The sequence below is a fragment of the Streptomyces sp. TBY4 genome, assembly GCF_024213195.1.
In the GTDB taxonomy this organism is placed as follows: Bacteria; Actinomycetota; Actinomycetes; order Streptomycetales; family Streptomycetaceae; genus Streptomyces.
This window is the reverse complement of sequence record NZ_JANAVF010000002.1, coordinates 417,780-441,236: the sequence shown is the minus strand read 5'-3', so window position 1 is coordinate 441,236 and position 23,457 is coordinate 417,780. Positions and strand designations below refer to the sequence as shown.

The 23,457-nt window shown below is 74.1% G+C and carries 24 protein-coding genes; 11 read left to right on the top strand and 13 right to left on the bottom strand.

Features of this window, described 5'->3' with window-relative positions:
* Positions 1-6: 6 nt before the first annotated feature.
* Complete coding sequence (locus NLX94_RS06315) at positions 7-687, bottom strand: ABC transporter ATP-binding protein (protein WP_254381874.1); 681 nt, start codon at positions 685-687, stop codon at positions 7-9.
* A gap of 260 nt (positions 688-947) precedes the next feature.
* Here NLX94_RS06315 and NLX94_RS06310 point away from each other — a divergent pair, with 260 nt between their 5' ends.
* The 3 genes from NLX94_RS06310 to NLX94_RS06300 are packed head-to-tail and all read left to right on the top strand — an operon-like array spanning position 948 to position 8,031.
* Entirely contained in the window at positions 948-4,286 is a 3,339-nt protein-coding gene (locus NLX94_RS06310) for an FtsX-like permease family protein (RefSeq protein WP_254381592.1), read from the top strand.
* Positions 4,283-7,081: a hypothetical protein gene (locus NLX94_RS06305; protein WP_254381898.1), complete on the top strand. Its 2,799-nt coding sequence runs from the start codon at positions 4,283-4,285 to the stop codon at positions 7,079-7,081. The genes NLX94_RS06310 and NLX94_RS06305 overlap by 4 nt, the downstream gene beginning before the upstream one ends.
* A complete protein-coding gene (locus tag NLX94_RS06300) occupies positions 7,078-8,031 on the top strand; it encodes an ABC transporter ATP-binding protein (protein WP_254381591.1) in 954 nt (317 codons plus the stop codon). The genes NLX94_RS06305 and NLX94_RS06300 overlap by 4 nt, the downstream gene beginning before the upstream one ends.
* Before the next feature lie 11 nt (positions 8,032-8,042).
* On the opposite strand, the gene NLX94_RS06295 is transcribed toward NLX94_RS06300, so the two are convergent.
* Entirely contained in the window at positions 8,043-8,765 is a 723-nt protein-coding gene (locus NLX94_RS06295; protein WP_254381590.1) for a hypothetical protein, read from the bottom strand.
* Positions 8,766-8,892: 127 nt separating this feature from the next.
* On the opposite strand from NLX94_RS06295, the gene NLX94_RS06290 reads away from it, so the two are divergent.
* The gene (locus tag NLX94_RS06290; protein WP_254381589.1) at positions 8,893-10,386 is read left to right on the top strand and encodes a condensation domain-containing protein; all 1,494 of its coding nucleotides are present in this window, start codon (positions 8,893-8,895) and stop codon (positions 10,384-10,386) included.
* A 45-nt stretch (positions 10,387-10,431) separates the two neighbouring features.
* Here NLX94_RS06290 and NLX94_RS06285 read toward each other — a convergent pair whose 3' ends face one another.
* Positions 10,432-11,661, bottom strand: coding sequence for an RNA polymerase sigma factor (locus tag NLX94_RS06285; RefSeq protein ID WP_254381588.1), 1,230 nt, complete (start codon positions 11,659-11,661; stop codon positions 10,432-10,434).
* 69 nt (positions 11,662-11,730) lie between these two features.
* On the bottom strand, positions 11,731-12,090 hold the full coding sequence (locus tag NLX94_RS06280; protein WP_254381587.1) for a YciI family protein: 360 nt from the start codon (positions 12,088-12,090) through the stop codon (positions 11,731-11,733).
* Between the two features lie 205 nt (positions 12,091-12,295).
* Between NLX94_RS06280 and NLX94_RS06275 the strand changes: the two genes are divergently transcribed.
* Complete coding sequence (locus tag NLX94_RS06275; RefSeq protein WP_254381586.1) at positions 12,296-12,670, top strand: hypothetical protein; 375 nt, start codon at positions 12,296-12,298, stop codon at positions 12,668-12,670.
* A gap of 61 nt (positions 12,671-12,731) precedes the next feature.
* On the opposite strand, the gene NLX94_RS06270 is transcribed toward NLX94_RS06275, so the two are convergent.
* A complete protein-coding gene (locus tag NLX94_RS06270) occupies positions 12,732-13,001 on the bottom strand; it encodes a hypothetical protein (protein WP_214951747.1) in 270 nt (89 codons plus the stop codon).
* A gap of 94 nt (positions 13,002-13,095) precedes the next feature.
* Between NLX94_RS06270 and NLX94_RS06265 the strand changes: the two genes are divergently transcribed.
* A complete protein-coding gene (locus tag NLX94_RS06265) occupies positions 13,096-13,434 on the top strand; it encodes a co-chaperone YbbN (protein ID WP_254381585.1) in 339 nt (112 codons plus the stop codon).
* Here NLX94_RS06265 and NLX94_RS06260 read toward each other — a convergent pair whose 3' ends face one another.
* From NLX94_RS06260 to NLX94_RS06250, 3 genes are all read right to left on the bottom strand, one after another.
* A complete protein-coding gene (locus NLX94_RS06260; RefSeq protein ID WP_254381584.1) occupies positions 13,435-13,620 on the bottom strand; it encodes a hypothetical protein in 186 nt (61 codons plus the stop codon).
* Between the two features lie 61 nt (positions 13,621-13,681).
* The gene (locus tag NLX94_RS06255) at positions 13,682-15,427 is read right to left on the bottom strand and encodes a sodium:proton antiporter (RefSeq protein ID WP_254381583.1); all 1,746 of its coding nucleotides are present in this window, start codon (positions 15,425-15,427) and stop codon (positions 13,682-13,684) included.
* A gap of 134 nt (positions 15,428-15,561) precedes the next feature.
* Positions 15,562-16,596 (bottom strand): BtrH N-terminal domain-containing protein, encoded by a 1,035-nt coding sequence (locus NLX94_RS06250; protein ID WP_254381582.1) that lies wholly within the window; start codon positions 16,594-16,596, stop codon positions 15,562-15,564.
* A gap of 112 nt (positions 16,597-16,708) precedes the next feature.
* On the opposite strand from NLX94_RS06250, the gene NLX94_RS06245 reads away from it, so the two are divergent.
* Both NLX94_RS06245 and NLX94_RS06240 read left to right on the top strand, forming a co-directional pair.
* Entirely contained in the window at positions 16,709-17,062 is a 354-nt protein-coding gene (locus NLX94_RS06245; RefSeq protein ID WP_254381581.1) for a DUF1304 domain-containing protein, read from the top strand.
* Positions 17,059-17,646 (top strand): TetR/AcrR family transcriptional regulator, encoded by a 588-nt coding sequence (locus tag NLX94_RS06240; protein WP_254381580.1) that lies wholly within the window; start codon positions 17,059-17,061, stop codon positions 17,644-17,646. Before NLX94_RS06245 ends, NLX94_RS06240 begins: the two co-directional genes overlap by 4 nt.
* 65 nt (positions 17,647-17,711) lie before the next feature.
* On the opposite strand, the gene NLX94_RS06235 is transcribed toward NLX94_RS06240, so the two are convergent.
* The 3 genes from NLX94_RS06235 to NLX94_RS06225 all read right to left on the bottom strand — a co-directional run bounded on the left by NLX94_RS06235 (position 17,712) and on the right by NLX94_RS06225 (position 19,095).
* Positions 17,712-18,227: a hypothetical protein gene (locus NLX94_RS06235; protein ID WP_254381579.1), complete on the bottom strand. Its 516-nt coding sequence runs from the start codon at positions 18,225-18,227 to the stop codon at positions 17,712-17,714.
* A 31-nt stretch (positions 18,228-18,258) separates the two neighbouring features.
* Positions 18,259-18,795: a kinase gene (locus NLX94_RS06230; RefSeq protein ID WP_254381873.1), complete on the bottom strand. Its 537-nt coding sequence runs from the start codon at positions 18,793-18,795 to the stop codon at positions 18,259-18,261.
* Positions 18,796-18,891: 96 nt separating this feature from the next.
* Positions 18,892-19,095 carry a cold-shock protein gene (locus tag NLX94_RS06225; RefSeq protein WP_254381578.1) on the bottom strand — a complete coding sequence of 68 codons (204 nt, stop codon included), beginning with the start codon at positions 19,093-19,095 and terminating at the stop codon, positions 18,892-18,894.
* Positions 19,096-19,317: 222 nt separating this feature from the next.
* Between NLX94_RS06225 and NLX94_RS06220 the strand changes: the two genes are divergently transcribed.
* Positions 19,318-20,367: a 2-oxoglutarate and iron-dependent oxygenase domain-containing protein gene (locus NLX94_RS06220; protein ID WP_254381577.1), complete on the top strand. Its 1,050-nt coding sequence runs from the start codon at positions 19,318-19,320 to the stop codon at positions 20,365-20,367.
* Here NLX94_RS06220 and NLX94_RS06215 read toward each other — a convergent pair.
* Positions 20,285-20,653 (bottom strand): HGxxPAAW family protein, encoded by a 369-nt coding sequence (locus tag NLX94_RS06215; protein WP_254381576.1) that lies wholly within the window; start codon positions 20,651-20,653, stop codon positions 20,285-20,287. The two genes, NLX94_RS06220 and NLX94_RS06215, sit on opposite strands and share 83 nt — an antisense overlap.
* Before the next feature lie 106 nt (positions 20,654-20,759).
* Here NLX94_RS06215 and NLX94_RS06210 point away from each other — a divergent pair, with 106 nt between their 5' ends.
* Entirely contained in the window at positions 20,760-21,254 is a 495-nt protein-coding gene (locus NLX94_RS06210) for a MarR family transcriptional regulator (protein WP_254381575.1), read from the top strand.
* A 79-nt stretch (positions 21,255-21,333) separates the two neighbouring features.
* Positions 21,334-22,836 carry a DEAD/DEAH box helicase gene (locus NLX94_RS06205; RefSeq protein WP_374683906.1) on the top strand — a complete coding sequence of 501 codons (1,503 nt, stop codon included), beginning with the start codon at positions 21,334-21,336 and terminating at the stop codon, positions 22,834-22,836.
* An 84-nt stretch (positions 22,837-22,920) separates the two neighbouring features.
* On the opposite strand, the gene NLX94_RS06200 is transcribed toward NLX94_RS06205, so the two are convergent.
* Positions 22,921-23,457 carry a hypothetical protein gene (locus NLX94_RS06200; protein WP_254381574.1) on the bottom strand — a complete coding sequence of 179 codons (537 nt, stop codon included), beginning with the start codon at positions 23,455-23,457 and terminating at the stop codon, positions 22,921-22,923.

Sequence of the window (23,457 nt, the reverse complement as noted above, 5' to 3'; positions counted from 1 at the left end):
CCCGGCTCATTCCTCCGCCGAAGCCTCCACGATGCGTCCGTCGCGCAGTTCCACGACCCGGTCCGCCAGTTCCATCAGCGCCGGGTCGTGCGTGGCGACCAGCGCCGTGACCCCCTCGCTGCGCACCACCGCGCGCAGCAGCCGCATGATCTGCCGGCCGGTGTCGGAGTCGAGCTGGCCCGTCGGCTCGTCGGCGATGATCAGATCGGGTTCGTTCGCCAGGGCCCGTGCGACGGCGACCCGCTGCTGCTGGCCGCCGGAGAGTTCGCCGGGGCGCTGCTCGGTCTGTTCGGAGAGGCCGACGAGGGCGAGCAGGGTGCGGGCCCGTTCCTCGCGCTGCTTGGCCGGTACCTTGCGCAGCCGCATCGGGACCCCGACGTTCTCGGCGGCGGTCAGGGCGGGGATCAGGCCGAAGGACTGGAACACGAAGCCGATCCGGTCGCGGCGCAGCGCGAGGCGGCCGTCCTCGTCGAGGCCGGCCAGGTCGGTGCCGTCGAGGGCGACGCTGCCGCCGGTCGGGGTGTCGAGGCCGCCGACCAGGTTCAGCAGGGTGGTCTTGCCGGATCCGGACCGCCCCTTGAGGGCGGTGAGTTCGCCGCGGCGGACCTCGAAGGACACGCCGCGCAGGGCGTGCACCGCCTGCTCCCCCGTCCCGAAGCTGCGCCGCACGTCGTCGACCACCACCATCGGCGGTTCCTGCCCCTGCCTCCGGTCCTCGCCCCAGTCCTCGTCCCGGTCCCGGCCCTCGTCCTGCGTCATGCTGCGGCTCCCCCTCCAAGCGTCCAACAAGCGTACGTACGGACGAAAACGGCGTTCCTGCAATCCCGCCCCGCCGATTTGTTCATCCGTTGCACCATTCACGCAAGTCCCTTCCGCTATCTGTTCGAATCTGGCAGCATCGTCCGCTATCCGGGGTCTCCAGTCCGGTGCGGGGGAGGAACAGGCACATGCTCGGCTTCGTCGTGCGCCGGCTGCGCGGGCGATTGCCGCTCGCAGCCGTCGTTCTGCTGACGGTTTTGATCACCACGACCGTGCTCACGGCGCTCTTCGCCTTCACCCGCGGAGTGGGCGACGCCGGACTGCGCCAGGCCCTCCAGGGCCCCGGTCTCGCACGCGGCACCGTCCTGGTCACCGGTTCCCACCCGACGGCCGACCGCGCCAAGGACGACGAGGCGCTACGGGGCTTCGCGCGCGGGCTGTTCGGCCCGCTCCCGGCCGCCTCCGAGAGCGTGGCGCGCAGCCGTTCGTACGGGCTACCCGGCCCGCACACCCCCGGCAAGGACGCCGATCTGACCCTGCTGGCGGCCTTCGCCAAGGACCGCGTACGCCTTCTCGCGGGCACCTGGCCGGAGCCCGTCGCGGGGCCCGTCTCCGGCCCGGGCGCCCCGGTTCCCGTGGCCGTGCCGAAGCCGGCGCTGGACCGGCTCGGGCTGGCCGAGGGGGCGCTGCCCGCGCGGGTGCGGCTCGACGACCGGTACGGCGGCTCCCCCCTCGACGTGCTGGTGACCGGCGTCTACCGGGCGGCCGACCCCGACGCCCCGTACTGGCGGCTCGATCCGCTCGGTGCCCGCGGCCTCCAGGTCGCCGGGTTCGCCACCTACGGGCCACTGCTGGTGGACGATTCCGCCTTCACCGCGGGCGGGCTGGTCCAGGACAGCCGCGCCGTGCTCCTGACCGCCGACTTCTCCACCGTGGACGCGGCGACCGCCGAGGCGGTCCGCGGCCGCTCCGCCAAGGCCCTGGAGGAACTCCACCGGGATGCGGGCCTGCGGCCCTCCACCGAGCTTCCCGCGCTGCTCGGGGAGTTGCGGTCGGGCCTGACCGTGGCCCGCTCGACCCTGCTGGTCGGCGCCCTGCAACTGGCCGTGCTCGCCGGGGCAGCGCTGCTGCTCGTCTCGCACCTGCTGACGCAGCGCCAGGAGGGCGAGCGCGCCCTGCTCGCCGCGCGCGGCGCCTCCCGCGGCCGGCTCGGTGTCCTGACCGCGGCCCAGTCGCTTCTGCTGGCGCTGCCCGCCGCCCTCCTCGCGCCGCTGCTGACCCCGCCGCTGCTGCGCCTGCTCGGCGGCTACGGCTCCCTGGCCCACGTCCCCTTCGCCGTCACCCGGAGCTGGCTGCTCTGGCCCGTCGCCGCGGGCTGCGCCCTCGGGTGCGTCGTGCTGACCACCCTCCCCGTCGTCCTGCGCGGGGCCGCCGCGGCCGCCCTGCACCGGACCGGCCGCCGCCAGGCGCTCGTCGCCGGGGCCGCCCGCTCCGGCGCGGACCTGGCGCTGGTGGCCCTGGCCGTACTCGCCTACCAGCAGCTCGCCCGGTACGGCGCGGGCGGCTCCGGCCCGGCAACGCGCTCCGACGGACTGTTCGGCGTGGACCCGGTCCTGGTCGCCGCCCCGACGCTGGCCCTGTGCGCGGGCACCCTGCTCGTGCTGCGCCTGCTCCCCTTCGTGGCGCGGCTCGGCGCCCGCGTCGCCGCCCGGGGCCGGGGGCTGGGTCCGGCGCTCGTCGGCTGGCAGCTGGCCCGCCGGCCCGGACGAGCCACGGGGCCGGTGCTGCTGCTCGTACTCGCCGTGTCCAGCGGGGTCCTGGCGCTGGGCCAGCACACCGCCTGGTCCCAGTCCCAGCGCGACCAGGCCGACTTCACCACCGCCGGGGGCCTGCTGATCTCCGGCAGCGACCTGCCCCCGCTGGGCCGGGGCGGCCGGTACGCGGCGCTGCCCGGCGGGGAGCGCGCCCTGCCGGTCCTGCGGGCCCCGCAGGAACTGCCCGGCGGGCGCACCGGCCAGGTGATGGCTCTGGACGCGGCGGCCGCAGCCGACCGGCTGACCCTGCGGGCCGACCTGCGCGACGGGCGCGGCATGCGGGAGCTCTTCGCCCCGCTGGCCCCCGCCGCCGCCTCCGCGCCCGCCACCGGTGTCCCCCTCCCCGGCACCCCGGAGCGCATCGACCTCTCGGTCTCCGTGAAGTCCGCCGGCGCGGGCGGCCGTCCCGGCCTCGGGCTGCTGCTGCGCGACCGGTTCGGCATCACCTACCGGGCCGCGATGGTGCAGCTCCCGGAGAACGGCGACGCCACCGTGTCGGTGCACATCGGCCCGATGCTCGGCTCCCCCATCGGATCGGCCGCCGCCCCGCTGAGCCTGGCCGGGCTCGTGTTCTCGTACGACCGGGAGGGCTTTCTCCCCGGTACCGATCCGAGCACCGAACCGGACGCGGGCCCCAGCCCGGACAAGCCCGGCGCCACCGCCAAGGTCTTCGACGAACTGACCGTACGCGGCCTCGCGCTCGCGCAGACCCGCGACGGCGCGGCGGTGCCCCTCGCGGTGCCCGCGCCCGACTGGAAGCTGTCGGTACCGCCGCTCACCGACGGCTCCCCCGCCGCCGAACTGCTCCCGGGCTCCGAACCCGCGCCGGGCGTCCCGACCCTGGTCAAGCTGCGCTACCGGGACGGTTCCGGCGAACGCGGCGGCGTCCAGGCCAACCTGGTGCCGGGCCCCTCTCCGGCCGCCGAGGTTCCGGGGATCGCCACCCGGGCGTACCTGTCCGCGATCGGCGGGAGCACGGGCGATCTGGTGCCGGTCAAGCTGGGCGGCATCACCCTCCCGGTCCGGGTCACCGCGGCGATCGACTCGCTTCCCGTGGCCGGTGACACGGCGATAGCCGTCGACCTGGCCACCGCCGGCCGGCAGCTCGCCTCGGGCGGCCGGGACCTGCCGCCGCCCGACGAATGGTGGCTGCCGGCCGCCTCGGCAGACGACCCGGCGCCCGCCCGAGCCGCCGCGGAACTGCGCTCCGGCGCGGGCTCGCAGCAGGTGCGGCTGCGCGAGGAGGTGGCCGCAACCCTGCTGGACGATCCGCTCAGCGCGGGCCCGCAGGGGGCGCTGGCCGCACTCGCGGTGGCCTGCGCGGTGCTGGCGGCGATCGGTTTCGCCGCCTCCGCCGCGGCCGCCGCCCGCGAGCGGTCCCGGGAGTTCTCGGTGCTGGCGGCGCTGGGTGCCCGGCGCCGGGACCTGGCCCGGACGGCCACCGCCGAGAGCTGCGTGCTGGTGGGGCTCGGCACCGCGGTCGGGATCGGGCTGGGCATGGTCATCGTCCACCTCGTCGTACCGCTGACCGTGCTGACCCCGGCCGCCGGCCGCCCGGTGCCCGAGGTGCTGGTGGACCTGCCCGCGGCGCGGACCCTGCTGCTCGCCGCCGCCATCGCCGCCGTACCGCTGCTGTCGGCGGTCTTCGGCGGCCGGCGCAATCAGAACCGCTCGAAGCCGGCCGACCGGCTGCGGCACGTGGAGGACATATGACCGGGCCGGCCGCGACCGACGCCGACCGGCGCACCCCCGGCGGGACCGGGCCGCGGACACCGCGGGGGTCCGCCCCGCGCGCCGTGCCGCCGCCCGCGCCCTGGGTGCGGACCCGGCTGCGCGCGACCCCCCTGAGCTCCCTGCTCGGCGCGGCCCTGGCCTTCGTCGCCGTCCTGCTCGCCGCGGCCCTGCCGCGCGCCATGGACCGGGGCACCGACCAGGCGCTGCGCTCCTTCCTGGAGTCGCGCGGGCCGAGCCAGACCAGCCTGATGGTCAGCGCCCACCCCCGGTACGGAGAGCAGAGCCCGCAGGAGCTGGACGAGGTACTGAGCACCCTGCTCGCCCGGACCGCCCCCGGTTTCAGCGTGGTTCCCGGCGGCCCCGTCCACGGGATCTCCGCGGACTCCCGCGCTCTCGGCACCCCCGGACTGGCCGCCCCCGAGGGCGTCCCGCCCCGGCTCGGCCTCTACCACCTGCGCGAGGGCTTCGAACACGTCCGGTTCGTCGAGGGAAGCCGGCCCGGCGCGGCCTCCGTGCCGGGCGGCCCCGTACCGATCGCCCTGGCCCAGAGTGCGGCCAAGACCCTCGGCGTACGGGTCGGGATGGTGCTGGAGACCACCACCGGTATGACCATGACCACCATCAAGGCGGAGGTCGTCGGCCTCTACGTCCCGAACGACGAGGCCGAGGACTTCTGGGCCGACACCGGCTGCCTCACCCGCGCCTGCCTGCTCCAGACCTCCACCCACCCGCCGGTCCCGTACTGGCAGACCTCGGCCCTCACCGGCCCGGAGTCCCTCGACCAGTTCGGATATTGGGGCGAGACCGGCACCCGCGACTTCTGGCGCATCCCCCTGGACCCCAGCACCCTGCGGGCCGACCGGCTGCCCGCCACCGCCAAGGCGGTCGCCTCCTACGTGAGCGGCCCGACCGCGACGCGCCTGACCCAGGAGACCCACCGGAGCGATCTGCACATCACCTCCCGCCTGCCCGAGCTGTTCACGCTGGCCGAGGCCCGGCGCCAGGCCGCCGCGCCGCTCGCCGCGATGGGCCCGGCCGGGGTGGCCGGAGTGGCGTTCGTGGTGTTCTGCCTGGCCGCCGGGCTCACAGGTGACCGGCGGGAGGCCGAACTGCGGCTCCTGCTGGCCCGCGGCGGTTCCCGCGCGGGCATCGTGCGCCGGCTGCTCGCGGAGAACGCCGTCACCGTCCTGCCGGCCGCCGCGCTCGCGGCGGCGCTCGCGGTGTTCCTGCTGCCCACCCCCCGCTGGGAGGGCACCCTGCTGGCCGCTTCGGCCGCCACGCTCCTGGCTCTGCTGGCCGTCCCCGTACGGGCCTTCGTGCTGCTGTCTCCGAAGCGCCGGCCGGGCCCCCGGCGGCGGCTCGTCGCCGAGGTGCTCGCTCTGGCGGCCACCGCGGCCGCCGTGTTCGAGGTCCGCTCGCGCGGGGTCGCCCCGGCCGGCGCCGGGGTGGACCCGCTGCTGGTCGCCGCCCCGCTGCTGCTCGCGCTCTGCGGCGGGCTGCTGCTGGCCCGGCTCCAGCCCGCCCTGGTCGGGGCGCTGGCCCGGGCGGCCGGGCGGGGCCCGGGGCTGATCGGCTTCCTCGGGCTGGCGCGCGCCGCGCGGGGCACCGGGGGCCGCGCGCGTCCCTCCGTACTACCGCTGATCGCCATGCTGCTGGCCGTCACCACCGGGGGCTTCGGTTCCACGGTGCTGACCGGGGTGGCCGACGCCCGCTTCGTGGCGGCCCGTTCGGCCGTCGGCGGCGACGCCCAGGTCTCGGCGCCCAGCGGCACCCTCCCCGAGTCCCTGACGACCGCCGTCGCCGCGGTGCCCGGCGTACGGTCCTCGGTGAAGGTGTGGAGCGACGACAACGTGTTCCTCTACGGCACCAAAGCGGGCAGTACGCAGATCTCCGTGATCACCGCTGACCCGGTGGAGTACGCGAAGCTGTCCGAGGCGACCGGGAAGGGCCGGTTCGATCCGGCGCTCCTGGCCGCCGGAGCCGCGGGCACCTCGGGCTCGACGGTTCCCGCGCTGATCAGCCGGGACCTCGCGGACGGCGACACCTCCGGCTACGTGCTGCGGCTGGAGAACGGCGGGGAGCTGAAGCTCGCGGTCGTCGGAGAGATCGACGGCACCCCCGCCCGGGCGGGCGCCAGGTCCACCACGGTGGTCCTGCCCGCCCCCCAAGTACTGGCCGTGGTGCCGCAGATGGGGCTGCCCAACCACTGGTTCGGGCTCGGCGAGGTCGACCAGCACCGGCTGGAGCGGGCGGTGCGCACCGGGGACCCGGCGGCCGCCGAGGAGCGCTACCGCGTCCGGACCAGCTCCACCGAGGCGGCCGCACTGGGCTCGGACCCGCTCCAGCGCTCCGCCGAGCGGCTGTTCTGGGCCTCGTTGGCCGGAGCCGCGGGCTTCGCGCTGCTGGCGGTCCTGCTGACGCTGGTCCGGGCGGCTCCCGACCGCGCGGCGCTGCTCGCGCGGCTGCGCACCATGGGCCTGCGGCCCCGGCAGGGGGTCCTGCTGATCCTGGTGGAGTCGGTGCCCCTGGCCCTGGCCGCCGCGCTCGGCGGAGCACTGCTCGCGGCGGGCGCCGTCGCGCTGCTGGGCCCGGCCGTGGACCTGTCCACGCTGGTCGGCACCCGGGTGCCGACCGGCCTTCAGGTCCTCGCCGTGCCCGTACTGATCCAGGCGCTGGGCCTGGGGGTCCTCGTCGCGGGGGCCGTGCTCGCGGAGGCGGCGGTCTCCGGCAGGCGACAGATCACGACCGAGTTGAGAGCGGGAGACCAGCGGTGAACAGCGAACAGCCCACCTACGAGGAGCTGCAGCGGCAGGCCCTGGCCGCCGCCGAGCCCCGCCGGCACGGCGCGGACACCGCCATCGCCTGCGACCGCCTGGTACGGATCTTCAGTACCGACGGGGTCGAGGTCCAAGCCCTGCAGGGGCTGGAACTGACCGTGGCTCAGGGCGATCTGATGGCCCTGGTCGGTGCTTCGGGCAGCGGGAAGTCCACCCTGCTGAACATCCTCGCGGGACTGGACGTGCCCACGGCCGGCACCGCCAGCGTCGGCGGCTACGACCTGCTGGAGATGTCGGCGCGCGACCGGCTGCGCTACCGGCGGGAGGCGGTCGGCTTCGTCTGGCAGCAGACGGCCCGCAACCTGCTTCCCTTCCTGACGGCGGCGCAGAACATCGCCCTGCCGATGCAGTTGAAGGGCGGGCGCCGGGCGGCCGCCAAGCGCCACGCGGTCCGGACCGGCGAGCTCCTCGAGGCGCTGGAGATCGGCGACCTGGCGGACCGCCGCCCCGCCGAGCTCTCCGGCGGCCAGCAGCAGCGCGTGGCCATCGCGGTGGCCATGGCCAACGATCCGGCGGTGCTGCTCGCCGACGAGCCCACCGGTGAGCTGGACTCCGAGACGGGCGGGGCGATCTTCGAGGCCTTCCGCACCGTCAACCGGGAGCTGGGCGCGACCGTGGTCATCGTGACCCACGACCCGCTCGTCGCGGGCGAGGTCCGGCGCACGGTGGCGATGCGCGACGGCCGCACCAGCAGCGAGGTCCTGCGCCGTACCGTCACCGACGAGCACGGCGCCGAGTCGGTGACCGAGCGCGAGTACGTGATGCTCGACCGCACGGGGCGCGTGCAGCTCCCGCAGAAGTTCCTGGAGGCCCTGGGCATGGAGCACCGGGTGGCGGTGGACCTGGCGGCGGACCACATCGAGCTGCGTCCCGACGACGCGGGCTGACCCAAACGGGCTCAGGCCGTGCGCTCCTCGCGGATGTAGCGGAAGGTCCGGATCAGCGGCTCTCCGGGGAAGACCTCGTGGGCGGGTTCGCAGTCCTGGAGCCGGAAGGGCGCGGGGTCGACCGGGGTCAGGCGGATGATCAGGGGCGGAACCTCGGCCTGGTGGTAGGCCTCCAGTTTGTGGTGACCGTCCAGCAGGTAGGCGGCGAGGGAGTCCCCGGCGGGGCTCAGGGCCACCAGCGCGGGCCGTTCTCCTGCCCGGATCCGCCGCACGTAGGCGCGTACGGCGTCCCGGTCCGGCGGGGGCCAGTGGTCGGTGGTGAGCAGGGCCAGCTCCTCGTCGGCGTACCAGCTCTCGATGTGCCCGGAGCGCGGGTGGACGACGCGCAGCGGCTGCGGGGCCCGGGCGGCCGTCATCGTGTACCGGCCGGGGGCGAGGAGCTGGAGCAGGGGCCGCAGCCGTTCCGGATCCGGTGGCGGGAAGTTGCCGGTGAGCGGGTCGGCGGTGAGCTCCGGTGCGGCCAGCCATGCGGTGAGCGCCTTGGCCTCCGCGGGGGTGGGAGCTTCCGGGCCGGTGGCCCGCGAGGCCAGCCAGCCGATGCTGCCGCAGCAGTCGCTGCCCTCCAGCACGACGGGCCAGCCCCCGATGAGCAGCAGGCTGGCCCAGTCGTTCCCGGTCACCTCTATGAGACCGAGGCCGTCGGGGACCTCGCAGACGACGGGATCGGTGGGCATCCGCCGAGTCTGCCAGAGAGCGGTCACGGCGGCGCGCCTCCCGGTGGACCGCCCGCCGCGCGTCACTTCCGTGCCCCGGGTGTCGTTAGGCGCTCGGGGTTGACTCGGGGGTCGAAGGGATGACGGAATGCGGCAGTTTCCTCTGGAGATGCACCACATGGCACCCGGCCGGGTCGTCGAGTGGCGGTTGCGGTCCACGGCCGGGGCGCAGTCGCCCGGTCCGGACGGTCCGGACGGCGCGGCGGACAGGCGGGCCTCCTTCAACCAGGACAAGCACTTCACCGTCGCCGAGGAGAGCCGCGCGGCCGACGACCCGACCGCGTCCTGGATCGCCGTCACCTTCGAGGTCGCGGGCCCGCTGGACGAAGAGGCCCTGACCGGCGCGCTGCTGGCGTTCGTGCGCCGCCACGAGGTACTGCGCTGCGAGTTCCGGCGCCTGGCAGGGGAGTTGGCGTGCGCCCCGATCCCCGCAGCCGAACTGGCCCTGGACACCGTCCAGGTCGCCGACTTCCACCGCACCGAGGAACTGACCGTCTTCCTGGTGGAGCGGTTCAAGCGGAGCATCGACACGCTGTCCTGGCCGCTGTTCACGATGGGCGCCGTCCTGCGCGAGGACTCGGCCACCGTCTACCTGGCCTTCGACCACATCGTCTGCGACGGCATGTCGATGCCGATCGTGGTCCAGGAGGTCGAGCAGGGCTACGAGGCCCTGCGCCGCGGCGAGTTGCCCGAGCAGGAGCCCGCCCCCAGCTACCTCGACTTCGCCGAGGAGCAGCGCGGCCGGTACCTCGCCATCGACGCGGACGACGAACGGCTGGACTACTGGAAGGAGTTCATGGCGAGCGGCGGCGGGGAGTTCTTCCCGCGCTTCCCGCTCGAACTGGGCGTGGAGCCCGGCCGGATGTACTCGATCGTGAACGAGGCCTCCCCGCTGCTGGACGCTGCCGAGGCGGAGGTCTTCGAGAAGGCCTGTCTCGCGGTGGGCGGCAAGCCGTTCATGGGCGTCCTCGCCGCCGTCGCGGTCTGCCTGCGCGAGGCGGGCGGGCCGGGGGTCTACCGGGGCTTCATGCCGGTCAGCGAGCGCGGCCGGGCCGGCTGGGGCAACTCGGTGGGCTGGTTCGTGAACACCATGCCCATCGAGTTCGACGCCTCGCCGGGACGGGACTTCGAGCAGGTGATGGCTTCGGTGCGGGCCGGGTTCGACGAGATGATCAGCCATGTCGACGTGCCGTTCGTGCGGGCCTGGGAGCTGCTCGCCCCCCGCGAGTTCGCGGCCCGCTCCTGGCCGTACCCGGTGAACTTCTTCTCGTACATCGACATGCGCAAGTGTCCGGGCGCCGAGCGCCACGAGGACTGGCGGCCCACCTCCCACGTGTGGTCGGCCCAGGCCAACGGCGCCTGCTCCTGGTTCCAGCGGGACGCGGACGGGCTGCACATGAACTCGATCTACTCGGACACCCCCGCCGCCCGCCGCACGATGGACGGTTTCCTGGAGGCCCTGCGCGAGACGGTCCGGGAGATCGCCCGCCACGGCTCGCTGCGCCGCCCCATCGCGCTGACCCCGCCGCGCCGGCCCGTGCTGACCCCGCTCGACGTGGCGGCGTTCGCCCGCCGCGGCTGATCCGGGCCGGCCGCGTCCGGCAGTCGGCCTCAGAGGCGGGCGGCCTCAGAGGCGGGCGGCGCGGTCGCGCAGCAGGGTCTGCTCCCGGGCGTTGCGGGTGAGCGAGGCGGCGCGTTCGTACTCCGCGCGGGCCTCCGCCGGGCGGCCGAGCCGCTCCAGCAGGTCTCCCCGTACGCTCGGCAGCAAATGGTAGGAGCGCAGGGCTGGTTCCGCCGTCAGGGCGTCGACCAGCGGGAGCGCCGCGGCCGGGCCCTCGGCCATCGAGACGGCGACGGCCCTGTTGAGCTCGATCACCGGTGACGGGATCAGCAGGACGAGCCGTCCGTAGAGGGCGGAGATCGTGGGCCAGTCGGTGTCCTCGTAGCGGACGGCGTCGGCGTGACAGCCGGCGATGGCGGCCTGGAGGGAGTAGGGGCCGGTGCCCGCCCGGTGCAGGGCCTCGACGCCGCGCCGGATCAGCAGCCGGTTCCACTGGGACCGGTTCTGGTCGGCGAGCAGCACCGGCTCCCCGTCCGGGCCGGTGCGCGTGGCGATGCGGGAGGCCTGGAACTCCAGCAGCGCCGCCAGGCCGTGCACCTCGGGTTCCTTGGGCATCAGGCCGGCCAGGACCCGGGCCAGGCGCAGGGCGTCCTCGCACAGGGCGGGGCGGACGAGGTCGTCTCCCGCCGTCGCCGCGTAGCCCTCGTTGAAGACGAGGTAGATGACCTCCAGTACGGAGGCGAGGCGCTCCTCGCGGTCGGCTCCGTACGGGACCTCGAAGGGCACCGCCGCCTTCGCGAGGGCCCGCTTCGCCCGGACGATCCGCTGGGCGACGGTCGGTTCGGGGCAGAGGAAGGCGCGGGCGATCTCCTGGGTCGTCAGGCCGCCCATCAGCCGCAGGGTCAGCGCGATCCGGGCTTCGGTGGCGAGGACGGGGTGGCAGGCGGTGAAGATCAGCCGCAGCAGGTCGTCGTCGATGGACTCGGGGTCCGCGAGCCCGGCCTCCTCCTCCGGCGGCGGTACGTCCTCCAGGGTGCGGCCCACCTCGGCGAGCTTGCGGGCGTAGGTCTCCTTGCGGCGGACGAGGTCGATGGCCCGGCGCTTGGCGGTGGTCATCAGCCAGGCCCCCGGTTTGTCGGGGACTCCGGAGGCCGGCCACTGCTCCAGCGCGGCGACCAGCGCGTCCTGGGTGATCTCCTCGGCGATGCCGACGTCGCGCACGATCCGGGCGACGCCCGCGATGATCCGCGCGGACTCGATCCGGAACACCGCTTCTACCGCTCGGGTCGTACTCACTGCCGTCACGGCTACCCATCAGAGCAGCCGTGACGAGGCAGGGCAAACCGCGCAGCGCGGCGGGGGCCGTCAGCTTCCGTCGAGCTGGCGGAGCTCGGCGCCGACCGTCCAGTTCTCGGGGTGGATCTCCAGGAAGCGCTTGGTCCACTCCAGCGCCTCGTCCTTGTCCTTGCACTGCATGAGGGCGTACCCGCCGACGACCTCCTTGGTCTCGGTGAAGGGCCCGTCGGTGTAGCTGAGCTTGCCGCCGGACCAGGTCACCCGGGTCCCTTCGGAGGTGGGGCGCAGGCCGGCGGTGTCGAGCATGACCCCGGCCTTGGTGATCTCCTCCAGCAGGGCGCCCATGCGGTCGCCGAAGTCGGCGGGGAAGGGGGTGTCGGGGGTGAGGGACTGCTCGTCGATGCGGATCATCGAAAGGAAGCGCGGCATGGTGACTCCTCGGTGGTGGAGGACGGGGCCCTTCCCCGCCTCTCACCCCTGCGTCGAACGGGCGACGCCGGGATCGACAGCTTCCCGGAAAAATCTTCGGCGACTTTCGGGACGCGCGCGGCGGCGGAGATTCCGGGCACCGCCCCACATCGTGCTACCGGCGAGTAGGATCGCCGGGCCCAGGCCCCTCCGAGAGGATCCCCCGATGCCGCGCACACCGTCCTCACCGCTCCTGCTCGCCGGTCTGCTGGCCGGTGCGGCGGTGGCGCACGCCGTCGCCCCCCGGCAGTTCGACGCGATCGTGCCGCGCTCACTGCCCGGCACCCCGCGGCAGTGGACGTACGCGAGCGGCGCGGCGGAGCTCGCCCTCGCGGCCGGGGTCGCCCACCCGCGCACCCGCCGGGTCGCGGCGCTGGCCACGGCGGCGTTCTTCGTCGGGGTGTTCCCCGCGAACGTCAAGATGGCCGCCGACGCCCGCCACCGCTCCCCCGCCCTGCGGGCCGCGGCCCTGGGCCGGCTGCCGCTCCAGGTCCCCCTGGTCCTGTGGGCCCGCAAGGTCGGCCGGAACGCGGCGGGCTGAGGCGGCACACCGCCCGCAGCCCGCTGCCCCGTCCCTGCTGTCCCGCCCACCCGCCCCCGTGTCAGCGGCTGTCGCCGGTCCAGTCCCAGTGGCCGGGATCGGCGGCGCGGCGGCGGTAGTGGGCCCGGCCGCCGGGCCCGTAGCGCCCTATCTCCGTGGGGAGCCGGGCCTCCTCGGCGAGCTGCGGGCCGCTCCACCCCGTGATGTCGAGCAGCAGTCCGTCGAGGGGGCCGCCCACGAGCTCGCCGTAGGCGTGCCCCGGGAGCGGACCCGGGTCGGGGTCGTCGTGGTCGGCGCCGTAGACCCGGCGCCGGAGCATCCTGTCGTCCATGACGATCAGCTTCACAGACGGCACTGACAACGGGCCCCAGCAGCGATGATGGGAGCCGTTCGGATCGCACGGCACGGGAAGCGGAGCACCATCCATGGCACGTCGGGTACACCAGCCGCTGGAGGACCAGGAGTTCGACTTCATCCTCGGCATGACGGACGGGCCGGTGCTCGCCTACTTCTGCGGGAGCTGGCCGAAGGCCCTGGAGCCCTGCCGCGCGATGGACTCCGTCGTCGCCGTCCTGGCCCAGGAGTACGGGACCCGGCTGACGGCGGTGCGCGTGGACATGACCCGCTGCCCCGGGGCGACCAGGCGGTACGAGGTGACGGGAGCCCCGACGGCCGTCCTCATCGCGGGCGGCGAGCCGGTGGCCGCCCAGGCGGGCCCGATGACGGCCGCGGAGCTGCGGGCGTTCCTCTCCGCCCATCTGTGATCAGGTGCCCGTGTTCACCGAGAGGAAGAACCAGGCGACGGTGACCAGGCACACGCAGAGAAGACCGCCCGAGGTCAGAAGGCACCCGACCCGGGTCTCCTTCGGCTGGAAGCAGGCGATGGCGACGCACACCACGAGCACCCCGATGGCGAAGATCATGGGGACGAGCACAACGCCGAGCGCCACTTCATCTCCCGAGGCCGCGTAGAGGGTGCGCCCGACGGCGACACAGTCCCCACCCTATGGTTCAGTGCCGGGGGCCGGCGCTCAGCCGCTGGAAGAGGGCCTCGTCCAGGTCCAGGCCCTGCTGGGCCTGGTTGACGGCCTGCGAGCTGTAGATCCCGGTCGAGCGGGCGGCCAGGACGGCGTCCCGCGAGGCCGCGATCACACCGAGGCGCAGGTCCACGTACTGTTCGCGCGCCCCTTCGACCACGGGTACGCCCTCCTCCCCGTCCCCGCGGTCGAGCCGGGCGTCCTCCCGGACCTTGGCGAGGATCTCGGGGGCGTACGGGCTTCCGTCGCTCCGCACGAGGCCCGGCTCCTCCAGCGCGGCCCGGCCCGCGGCGGCGACCTCGTCGAGCAGTCGCCGGAACTCCTCCTCGAAGCGGACCGGGTCGTCCCCGGGGATCTTCACCGACCGGATGACCGCGGGCAGGGTCAGGCCCTGCAGCAGCAGGGTGGTCGTGGCGACCACGAAGGCGATGAGCAGCAGCTGGGGGCGGTACGGGGTGTCCTCGGGCAGGGTCTGGGCCGCGGCGACCGTGATCGCCCCGCGCATTCCCGCCCAGGCCAGGGCCACTCCGCTGCGCCAGCCGAGGTTCTCGTTGACCTTGAAGTCGACATCGGCGGAGACCCGGGTGACGCGTTGCTTCATCTGCTCCCTGCGGCGGGGCGACAGCTCCCTGCGGGGCCGCAGCGGATTGGCCGGCTGCTCGGACTCCGGGGCGCCGAGCCGGTCCATCAGCCAGTCGAGCCGCGGCTTCTTCTCGGCGGCCCGCTGCGCGTCCTTGCGCAGCGAGGCGATGAGCGGGGCGACGAACACCATGCGCGCCACGATCACCAGGGCGGACGCCGCCAGGCCGATGGACAGGGCGCGCCAGGCGCTCAGCCCGTCCGCCGCGACCTCGTCGAGGAGCCCCTTGAGGCCGAGTCCCATCAGGAGGAACACCGCGCTTTCCAGCAGGAAGGCGAGGGTGCGCCAGTTCATGGCCTCGGCCAGCCGGTCCTGGGCGCTGAGGAAGCGCGGGGCCTGGTGGCCGGTGACCAGGCCGGCGACGACCACCGCGAGGACGCCGGAGGCGTGGAACTCCTCGGCCGGCAGGAAGGCGACGAAGGGCACGACGAATGAGATCGCCGTGTTCAGCAGGCTGTCCTTGAGGAGCGCCCGGACCCGGACGTTGACGAGGCCCACGACGAGGCCGACGACGGTGGCGAGGGCCACGGAGAAGAGGAAGTTCCCGGCGATTCCCACAAGGGAGACCGTGCCGGCCATCGCGGCGATCGCGGAGCGCAGCAGCACCAGCGCGGAGGCGTCGTTGACGAGCCCCTCGCCCTCGAGCATGGTCAGCAGCCGGGACGGCAGGCCGAGCTGTTTGCCCATGGAGGTCGCGGCGACGGCGTCGGTGGGGCTGACCACGGCGCCGAGGGCGAAGGCGGCGGGCCAGCCGAGGCCGGGCATGAGCCAGTGGAAGAGCCAGCCCGCCCCGAGCGTGGTGACGGCCACGAGCAGGACCGCGAGACCGCTGATCGCCTTGATGTTGCGGCGGAAGTCCGACGCGGGCATGTTCACGGCCGTCGAATACAGCAGCGGTGGCAGCACGCCCGCGAGGACCCATTCCGGCTCGACGGCGAGCACCGGCACGCCCGGTACGAAGCTGAGGGCGATGCCGACGACCACCAGGCTCAGCGGGGCAGCCAGGCCGAGCCGCTTCGAGAAGGCGGCTACGGCGACGATGCTGCTGACGCCGACGATCGAGACGAGGGTCATTTCCATGTGCGGTACGGGACCTCAGGGGCGTTAGGGGTGCTTGGGGCCGATTTGCCCACCGTACGCCCCGAGGTTTCACCGCGTCAAAAATTGAGCGACTCAACTTTTGACGCGGCCCCTGCTGGAGGACCGCGTCACACTCACTCCCCCGGCGCGGCCTCCGGCAGCAGTGCTACAGCCTGCCGCTCCAGCACCAGGGCGCCGTCCACGAGTCCGGCGCAGGCGTCGAAGAGCTCCCGCCGCCCCGCGGCGTCCGCCTCCGGGTCCGCCGCACGGGCCAGCTCCGCGAGCCTCGACCACTGCTGCCCCGACTCACGGAAGAGCGCGGCCGCCTCCCCGTGCCCGGCGAGGTCGAGGAAGTCCGCGTACAGCGGCCGGGTGGCGCCCGGGGCGGTCCACTCCTCCTCCAGGCAGGCGTACAGCCGCTGCGTGCCCAGCGCGAAGGCCTCGGGGGTGGCGAAGCGGCGCTCCCAGCCGGTCTTGGTGCTCGTGTCGCGCAGCTGGGCGGCGAACTTCTCCATGCCGGAGAAGCCGAAGTTGACGTCGAAGTGGTTGCCGAGCACCGGCCCGGTGAGGCGGGCGACCGTGGCCGCGATCGCCGCGTCCAGATCGGGTTCGCCGGCGGGCTTCCCGGTGGTCACCACCATCTGGTGGCGGCCCTTCTTGTGCCCGGACCAGGCCGCGCCGAACTCCTCGCGGCCGATCGCGTACGGACCGCCGGCCCCGTCCAGGCCGGCCGCCGGGTCGTCGACCTGGAAGGTGTCTCCCTCGTAGCCGACCACGGCCACCACGTACGGATCGGCGGCGGCCAGCTCGGCCATCGGAGCGGGGCCGTGCCAGGGCAGGGCGGACCGGTCCACGGTGCAGAACACCGGGGCGCCGGCGTCGAGCGCCGCCTCGACCCGGTTCCAGCGCGGCTTGGCGCTGCGCGTGGCCTCGTACGGGATGTGCAGGCGGCCCAGGGCGACCTGGACCCAGGGGTCGGGGTGGGCCTGGGCGACGATCGTCGGCATCGGCGGGTGGCCCGCGTACTCGAAGACGAAGTACATGAAGCCGATACCGCCCGCCAGGCCCGCGACCAGGGCCTCTTCGTGCACGCTGCCGAGCGCGTGCCGGATCAGCGTGGCCTCGCGGTGGCGTCCGGGGGCGAAGTCTTCATATACGAGCGCAGTCATGCGGTCAGCGTAGCCGCGCCGCGGGCCGTCGGCCGCGACCCGACTTCCTGTACAGTTGTCCAGGAAGTCGGAGGGACTCCCCTCCACCCACTCCGCCCCCAGGGAGGTGGCCGTGCACACGGTCGCAACGATCCTCATCGGCCTCGTCGCCGCGCTCCACGCCTACTTCCTGGTCCTGGAGATGTTCCTGTGGCAGCGGCCGCCCGGCCGCGCCCTGTCCGGCTTCGACGCCGACACGGCCCGGCTGACCGCCCCGCTCGCCGCGAACCAGGGCCTCTACAACGGGTTCCTCGCCGCCGGCCTGGTCTGGTCCCTCGTCATCGACTCGCTCGCCACGCAGATCTTCTTCCTCGTCTGCGTGATCGTCGCCGGTGTGTACGGGGCCGCCACCGCCAACCGCCGCATCCTCCTCGCCCAGGCCCTGCCCGGCGCCCTCGCGCTGGGCGCGGCCCTGCTCGCCGGATGACCTCCCTCAGCGATCCCCGGACCGATCCCCGGACCGCCCGTACCAAAGAGCGGCTGCGCGAGAGCCTGTTCGCCGAGTGCGCGGACCGGCCGCTCGGCGAGGTCAGCGTCTCGGCGGTGGTCCGCCGGGCGGGCGTCGGCCGGGCCACGTTCTACCTGCACTACGAGGACCTCACCGCGCTCGCGGTGGACGCCTGCGCCGATGTCGTCCATGCGGCGGTCGACGCCCTGCACGCCTGGCAGACGACCCCGTCAGCACTCCCCCCGGCCCGTCCCCCGGCCGCGCTGGCCGGCTTCCTCGGCGGCGCGGCCGACCGGGCGGCGCTCTACCGCACCCTGCTCCTGCCGGGCGGCGGCGGCCCGCTCGGCGAACGCCTGTACCGGGAACTGCGGGAGCGCAGCCGGGCCGAACGCGCTGCGGTGGGCGCCCCGCGCCCCGAGCTGGTGGCTTCGGCCGTGGCGGCCACCTTCACCGCCGTGCTGGCGGACTGGCTGCACGGCGACCTGTCCGCCGACCTGGCCGACCCTGACGGACTGGCGGACCGGATCTGGCTGCTCCTCGCCGCCCTGCACAGGGCGGGCTGACTCCCGGAATTCGACGGTCAGCGGTCCAGCCGCTCAGCGGTCCAGCCGTTCAGTCGTTCAGTCGTTCAGTCGCAGGAGATCGAGGATCCGTCCAGCGCCGATTCCACGCTCGCGACGAACCGCCCCGGCCCGGCGGCCGTCACCCGGAGCGTGGCCGGCTCGCCGGCGACCTCCTTCTGGAAGCACATGCCGAATCCGCTCCGGAACCCGTCCAGGGCGTCCGCCCGGCCCCGGTCCGCCTTCCACCCCTCCCCCTTCGCGGTGTCCCAGTAGCGGGTGGCCAAGGACCGGGCGTCCGTGTCGTACGCGTAGGTGCTGTCCGCGACGACCCAGGGCTCGCCGCTGTCGTCCATGCACTCGACACGGGGCTGCTCCGGCACGGGCGTGCCGCCGGCCGCGGCGGCGGGCGCCGCGGCCGAGACCTGGGCCATGCGCGCGACGGCCCGGTTCTCCTCGCACGAGCCCTCCGACCCGTAGAAGAGCTGGTACGCCGCCGCGAGCAGCGCGAGGCCGGCCAGGCAGCCGATGGTGACGGCCAGGCCCAGGAACAGCCCGCTGCGCGGGGATCGTGCCGTGTTCAAAGGGTTCCCCTCCCACAACCCGGACGGACGTCTACCGGCCGGCCGGGCCGCTCTCCGCGGGCAGTCCGGTCTCGGCCATGACCCGGGTGACCGTGTCCTCCAGCGAGTGCTCCGCACCGATGACGCTCTCCCAGTCGCCGGGCAGCAGGTCGAGCGGCCGGTACCACTCGCGCATCTCCGCCTCGCCGAACTCGGAGGCCTGCGGCTTGCCCGCGTGCCGCCGCAGGGTCTCCTCGAACGGCACGTCGAGGTAGTAGAAGTGCGTCGGCCCGCGGTGGGCCCGGCGCAGGGCGTCGAGCATGGGGCCGTAGCGGTCCGCGTAGAGGATGCCCTCGACGATGACGTGGAAGCCGTGGTCCAGCGCGTAGCGCGCCACGCTGCCGATGAGCCCGATGTTCGCCGCGCCCGGAACGTCCCGCTCGCGCAGGACGACCCGGCGCAGGTTGTCCTGGCCCACGAGCGCGACGCCCCGGCCGTGCCGCTCTCGGATGCCCTCCGCCACGGAGGACTTGCCCGCGGCGGAGTTGCCGCGCAGCACGATCAGCCGGGTGTCCGGCGTGCCGGTCATCATCCGGCCCACGCTACCCGCCCGCCCCGGACGTGCGGGAGCCCCGCCGGAAGTTCCGGCGGGGCTCCCTTCACGGGCCTGGCTCGTGAAGCGGCGCTAGAGAGTGACCACCCGCTCCGCCTGGGGGCCCTTGGGCCCCTGCGTGACGTCGTACTCGACCTTCTGCCCCTCGTCCAGCGCCTTGAAGCCGCTGGTCTGGATCGCGGAGAAGTGCACGAACACGTCGGGACCGCCGTCGTCCTGCTGGATGAACCCGAATCCCTTCTCCGAGTTGAACCACTTCACGATGCCTGTTGCCATCTGTACTGATCCTTCACAACGTTCCACCGGCCGCACACGCGGCCGGACCCGATCCTGCCCATTCATCCGCCCGAGCACACGCCAAGCGCGGCCAACCGGGGTGCTTCCGGGTATTCGAACTTTCCTCCGCCCCGTCCGTGGAACGAGGGAGCAGGCCTTCGCACCGGCCCTTGGAAGGGCTTCGGCGGGGGCACTCCGGGGAGTCTTCGGGAGGGGACGGACATGGGCGAGCTCGCGACGTTCCGGGTGCCGGCTCGGATCACGGGAACGACGGCGGACATCATGCTCGGCGGGGCGATGGTCCGCGCCTGGCAGCGCGACGGGATCTTCCAAGTGACCGCCGACGGGCGGCAGGAGGCCCGCACGCGGTCCGCGCTGGCGGCGAGCCGGCGGTTCTTCGCCCGGCCCGCGGCGGAGAAGGCGGCGTGCGTCAACGACACCTCGTACAGCGGGTACATCGCCTCGGGCGAGGAGGTGACGGCCGGCAGGCCGGACGCCTCGGAGATCTTCACCATCACCCCGGACGTCCCTGCGGCGGCGGCCGGCGGCCTGCCCTGCCACGGCCCGGTCCCCTGGCCCTCCCCCGGCTACCGGGCGGCCATGGAGGCCTACTTGGCGGGTGTCGGCGGGCTCGGCGAGCGGCTGCTGCGGCTCGTGGCCCTCGGGCTCGGCCTCGGACCGGCCGGCATCGACCGGCTCGCGGGCCCGACCCGCGGCGGCTGGCACCACATGCGGGTGCTGCGGTTCCCCGCCGCGGGGCGGACGACGGAGCGCGGGATCGGAGCCCACACCGACTACGGGCTGCTCGTGATCGCCGCCCAGGACCAGGTGGGCGGGCTCTTCGTACGGCCTCCGGTGGCGGGCGAGCGCCGCCCGCGCAACTGGCTGCCGGGCGAGAGCACGGCGGGCTTCGCCGAGGACCGGCCCGGCTGGACCCCGGTACGGCCCGTGCCGCGGGTGCTGACGGTGTTCCCCGGGGACATCCTCCAGTTCATGACCGGCGGCGCGCTGCTCTCCACTCCGCACCGGGTGCAGCTGGCGGACCGGGAGCGGTACGCCCTCGCCTACTTCCACGAGCCGCGCTTCGGCGCCCGGATCCGCCCGCTCCCGGGCACCGGGGAAGGTGCCGGGGAAACCACCGGGGAGGGCGGCGCGGTGATCCATTACGGGGAGCACTTCACCCGGATGTTCATGCGCTGCTATCCGGAGCGGGCAACGACGCGGCGGATCGAGGAGCAGGGGCTGCTGCGGGCGCTCGCCGGGGCCCGCTGACCCGGCATCCGAGGCAGTCGGCGTGGCCGGTGCGCGCGGCCGTGTCACGGACCCGCCAGTCCCACTGGCTCTCCGGGCGGGGACCGCTCGGCTTGCCCCATCCGGCGAGGTGCAGCAGCCAGGTCACGATCCCCGACGCGGCCACGACCGCGAGGCCGATCCAGATACCCGGGGTCCAGGAGAGGCACAGGGCCGCACCCGCCGCCGTACTGCCCACCAGGGCGATCGCGGTTCCGGTCCAACCCGCCACAGTGTGGCCGAGGTCCACGTGGCCGTGAGCGCTCATCGTTCTCCCCCTGCTTCGTCGGTTCAGTAGGCTCGAATGGCTTTCTCTTGCAGAGGAAGCCATTTATCTCACGAGCTAAGTAACTTAGATGCTAAGGAGTATCCGCGTGCAGGGCAAGCCCCGCCCCGCGGCCACGGTCCAGGAGGCGCTCGCGCGCATGGACCGGTACGTCGCTCTCGGCATCCTCGGCCAGCAGGAGGTGGCACAGCTCCTGGGGCTGAACGTCACGGACCTGACCTGCCTGGGCCACATCCTGGGCGCCGGGGACACTCCCCTCGCCGCGGGCGACCTCGCCGAGCTCACGAACCTCACCACCGGGGCCGTGACCGGGGTCCTCAACCGCCTGGAGCGCGCCGGCTACGCGAGCCGGCAGCCCGACCCCGCCGACCGGCGCCGGGTCCGGGTGGTCGCCGACCCGGCCGCCGCCGCCAGGGTCTTCGCCGTCTACGAGCCCTTCTACGCACGGCTCGGCGCGGTGTTCGCCGAGTACTCCCCGGACGAGATCGCCGTCATCGCCGACTGGTTCGGGAGGGCGACCGCCGAGGTCACCGCCCATCTGGACCGGGTGCGGGCCGCGGAGCTCGGGCCGGTGGCCCCATAGCCCCGATGGTAAAATTTGCCTTTTCGCGACGTTCACGCCGCGCTTTCGAACATCTCGTACGTCTCACGGAAGGTTCTGCATGAAGAACCCGTCAGCTCATGGGCGCTTCGGCATCAAGGCCGGAGCCAAGGCGAGCCCGAAGGGCGGTACGAAGGGCGGCGGGAAGACCCCGCGGACCCTCGGCCCCCAGGGCGAGTACTCGATGCCCCGGACGACCACGCCGGCCCTGCCGCCGGTGGAGTCCTTCTCGGAGCTCGGCCTGCCCCCTGAGCTGGTGAAGACCATGGCCGACCAGGGGGTGGCGAAACCGTTCCCCATCCAGGCGGCGACCCTCCCCAACTCGCTGGCGGGCCGGGACATCCTCGGCCGCGGGCGCACCGGCTCGGGCAAGACGCTCGCCTTCGGCCTGGCCCTGCTCGCCCGGACGGCGGGACAGCAGGCCGATCCGAAGCGGCCGCTCGCGCTGGTCCTCGTACCGACCCGCGAGCTGGCCCAGCAGGTGACCGAGGCCCTGGCCCCGTACGCGCAGGCCCTCAAGCTGCGCATGGCCACCGTCGTCGGCGGACTGTCGATCGGCAAGCAGACCGGGGCGCTGCGCACCGGCGCCGAGATCGTGGTGGCCACCCCCGGGCGGCTCAGCGACCTCATCGGGCGGCGCGACGTGCACCTGGAGCGCGTGAAGATCGTGGTCCTCGACGAGGCCGACCAGATGTGCGACATGGGCTTCATGCCGCAGGTCACCGAGATCCTCGACCAGTGCCACCACGCCGGCCAGCGGATGCTGTTCTCGGCCACGCTGGACCGCAACGTGGACCAGCTCGTCCAGCGGTACCTGAAGGACCCCGTCGGGCACTCCGTGGACCCCCAGTCCGCCTCGGTGTCCACGATGGACCACCACGTGCTGCACATCCACGCCGCCGACAAGGTCTCGGCCGCGACCGAGATCGCGGCGCGCGAGGGCCGGGTGCTGATGTTCCTGGACACCAAGCACGGGGTCGACCAGTTCGTGAAGCACCTGCGCGCCATGGGCGTACGGGCGGAGGGGCTGCACAGCGGCAAGTCGCAGCCGCAGCGCACCCGGACCCTGGGCCAGTTCAAGGACGGCCTGCTGAACGTCCTGGTCGCGACCAACGTCGCCGCCCGCGGCATCCACATCGAGGACCTCGACCTCGTGGTCAACGTGGACCCGCCGGCCGACAGCAAGGACTACCTGCACCGGGGCGGGCGCACGGCGCGCGCCGGCGAGTCCGGCAAGGTCGTCACCCTGGTCACCCCGAACCAGCGGCGCGACATCGTCCGGCTGATGGCCGACGCCAAGATCCGGCCGACCATCACCCAGGTCCGCTCCGGCGAGGCCGCGCTGAGCCGCATCACCGGGGCGAAGGCCCCCTCCGGCGTACCGCTGGCCGGAGCCGCGGCCACCGACGCCAAGGGCCGGCCCTCGGGCTCGGAGCTCGGCTTCCGCGGGATCGGCACCCGGCCGGGGCGGCCCGGCAGGGGCAAGGAGTCCCGCAAGACCATCGAAGCCCGGCAGGCCGCCGAGGCCCGCGCGGCGGCGCGGGTACGGCGCGGCACGAAGTAGCGCGCGGCAGGGCGGAGCAGGACGACAGGAGGGCCGGGACCGCAGTGCGGTTCCGGCCCTCCCGTACGTCCAGGTCAGGTCAGGTCACGAGCCCACCGCGGCCCGGCGCAGCAGTCGCTGCGCCGCCGCGTTGCGGACCCGCCGGGTCCGGGCGCCCTCCGCGAGCAGCCGCAGGGCCTCGTCCGCGTGCAGGGACTGGGCCGCCGTGCGCTGACACCAGTCGGAGGCGGCGAGGAGCTCCGCCGCGGACCAGGGCTCGCCCCGCGTGACGGCCTTCAGCAGGGTCCACTCGCGCAGCCGGCGGGCCGCAAAGGTGCGGCCGCCGAGGGCGGCTCCCACGGCCTGCGCCCAGGCCGGGAAGGCTTCGTCGGCCAGCAGCCCGGCCGCCCGCCGGTCGAGGTGCGTCACCACCGCGCTCTCGGCCATCACCAGGTCGGGGTCGCGCAGGACGGCGGCCACGGCCTCGGCTTCCGCGGGCTGACCGGAGACGGCCGCCAGGGACTCCAGGTGCCGGGCGTAGCGCCAGTGCTCGGACGGCGCGTCCACCGCGACCGGGCCCGAGGCCCCCTCGGTGCGGCGCTCCGGGCCGCCTTGGCGTATCAGGTACTCGCTTCTCCCCAT

Bases quoted from the DNA above. Each gene is read 5' to 3' on its own strand.
- NLX94_RS06315 (WP_254381874.1), bottom strand. From the start codon at position 687: ATGGTGGTGGTCGACGACGTGCGGCGCAGCTTCGGGACGGGGGAGCAG.
- NLX94_RS06310 (WP_254381592.1), top strand. From the start codon at position 948: ATGCTCGGCTTCGTCGTGCGCCGGCTGCGCGGGCGATTGCCGCTCGCA.
- NLX94_RS06305 (WP_254381898.1), top strand. From the start codon at position 4,283: ATGACCGGGCCGGCCGCGACCGACGCCGACCGGCGCACCCCCGGCGGG.
- NLX94_RS06295 (WP_254381590.1), bottom strand. From the start codon at position 8,765: ATGCCCACCGATCCCGTCGTCTGCGAGGTCCCCGACGGCCTCGGTCTC.
- NLX94_RS06290 (WP_254381589.1), top strand. From the start codon at position 8,893: ATGCGGCAGTTTCCTCTGGAGATGCACCACATGGCACCCGGCCGGGTC.
- NLX94_RS06280 (WP_254381587.1), bottom strand. From the start codon at position 12,090: ATGCCGCGCTTCCTTTCGATGATCCGCATCGACGAGCAGTCCCTCACC.
- NLX94_RS06275 (WP_254381586.1), top strand. From the start codon at position 12,296: ATGCCGCGCACACCGTCCTCACCGCTCCTGCTCGCCGGTCTGCTGGCC.
- NLX94_RS06270 (WP_214951747.1), bottom strand. From the start codon at position 13,001: ATGGACGACAGGATGCTCCGGCGCCGGGTCTACGGCGCCGACCACGAC.
- NLX94_RS06265 (WP_254381585.1), top strand. From the start codon at position 13,096: ATGGCACGTCGGGTACACCAGCCGCTGGAGGACCAGGAGTTCGACTTC.
- NLX94_RS06255 (WP_254381583.1), bottom strand. From the start codon at position 15,427: ATGGAAATGACCCTCGTCTCGATCGTCGGCGTCAGCAGCATCGTCGCC.
- NLX94_RS06250 (WP_254381582.1), bottom strand. From the start codon at position 16,596: ATGACTGCGCTCGTATATGAAGACTTCGCCCCCGGACGCCACCGCGAG.
- NLX94_RS06240 (WP_254381580.1), top strand. From the start codon at position 17,059: ATGACCTCCCTCAGCGATCCCCGGACCGATCCCCGGACCGCCCGTACC.
- NLX94_RS06230 (WP_254381873.1), bottom strand. From the start codon at position 18,795: ATGACCGGCACGCCGGACACCCGGCTGATCGTGCTGCGCGGCAACTCC.
- NLX94_RS06225 (WP_254381578.1), bottom strand. From the start codon at position 19,095: ATGGCAACAGGCATCGTGAAGTGGTTCAACTCGGAGAAGGGATTCGGG.
- NLX94_RS06220 (WP_254381577.1), top strand. From the start codon at position 19,318: ATGGGCGAGCTCGCGACGTTCCGGGTGCCGGCTCGGATCACGGGAACG.
- NLX94_RS06215 (WP_254381576.1), bottom strand. From the start codon at position 20,653: ATGAGCGCTCACGGCCACGTGGACCTCGGCCACACTGTGGCGGGTTGG.
- NLX94_RS06205 (WP_374683906.1), top strand. From the start codon at position 21,334: ATGAAGAACCCGTCAGCTCATGGGCGCTTCGGCATCAAGGCCGGAGCC.
- NLX94_RS06200 (WP_254381574.1), bottom strand. From the start codon at position 23,457: ATGGGGAGAAGCGAGTACCTGATACGCCAAGGCGGCCCGGAGCGCCGC.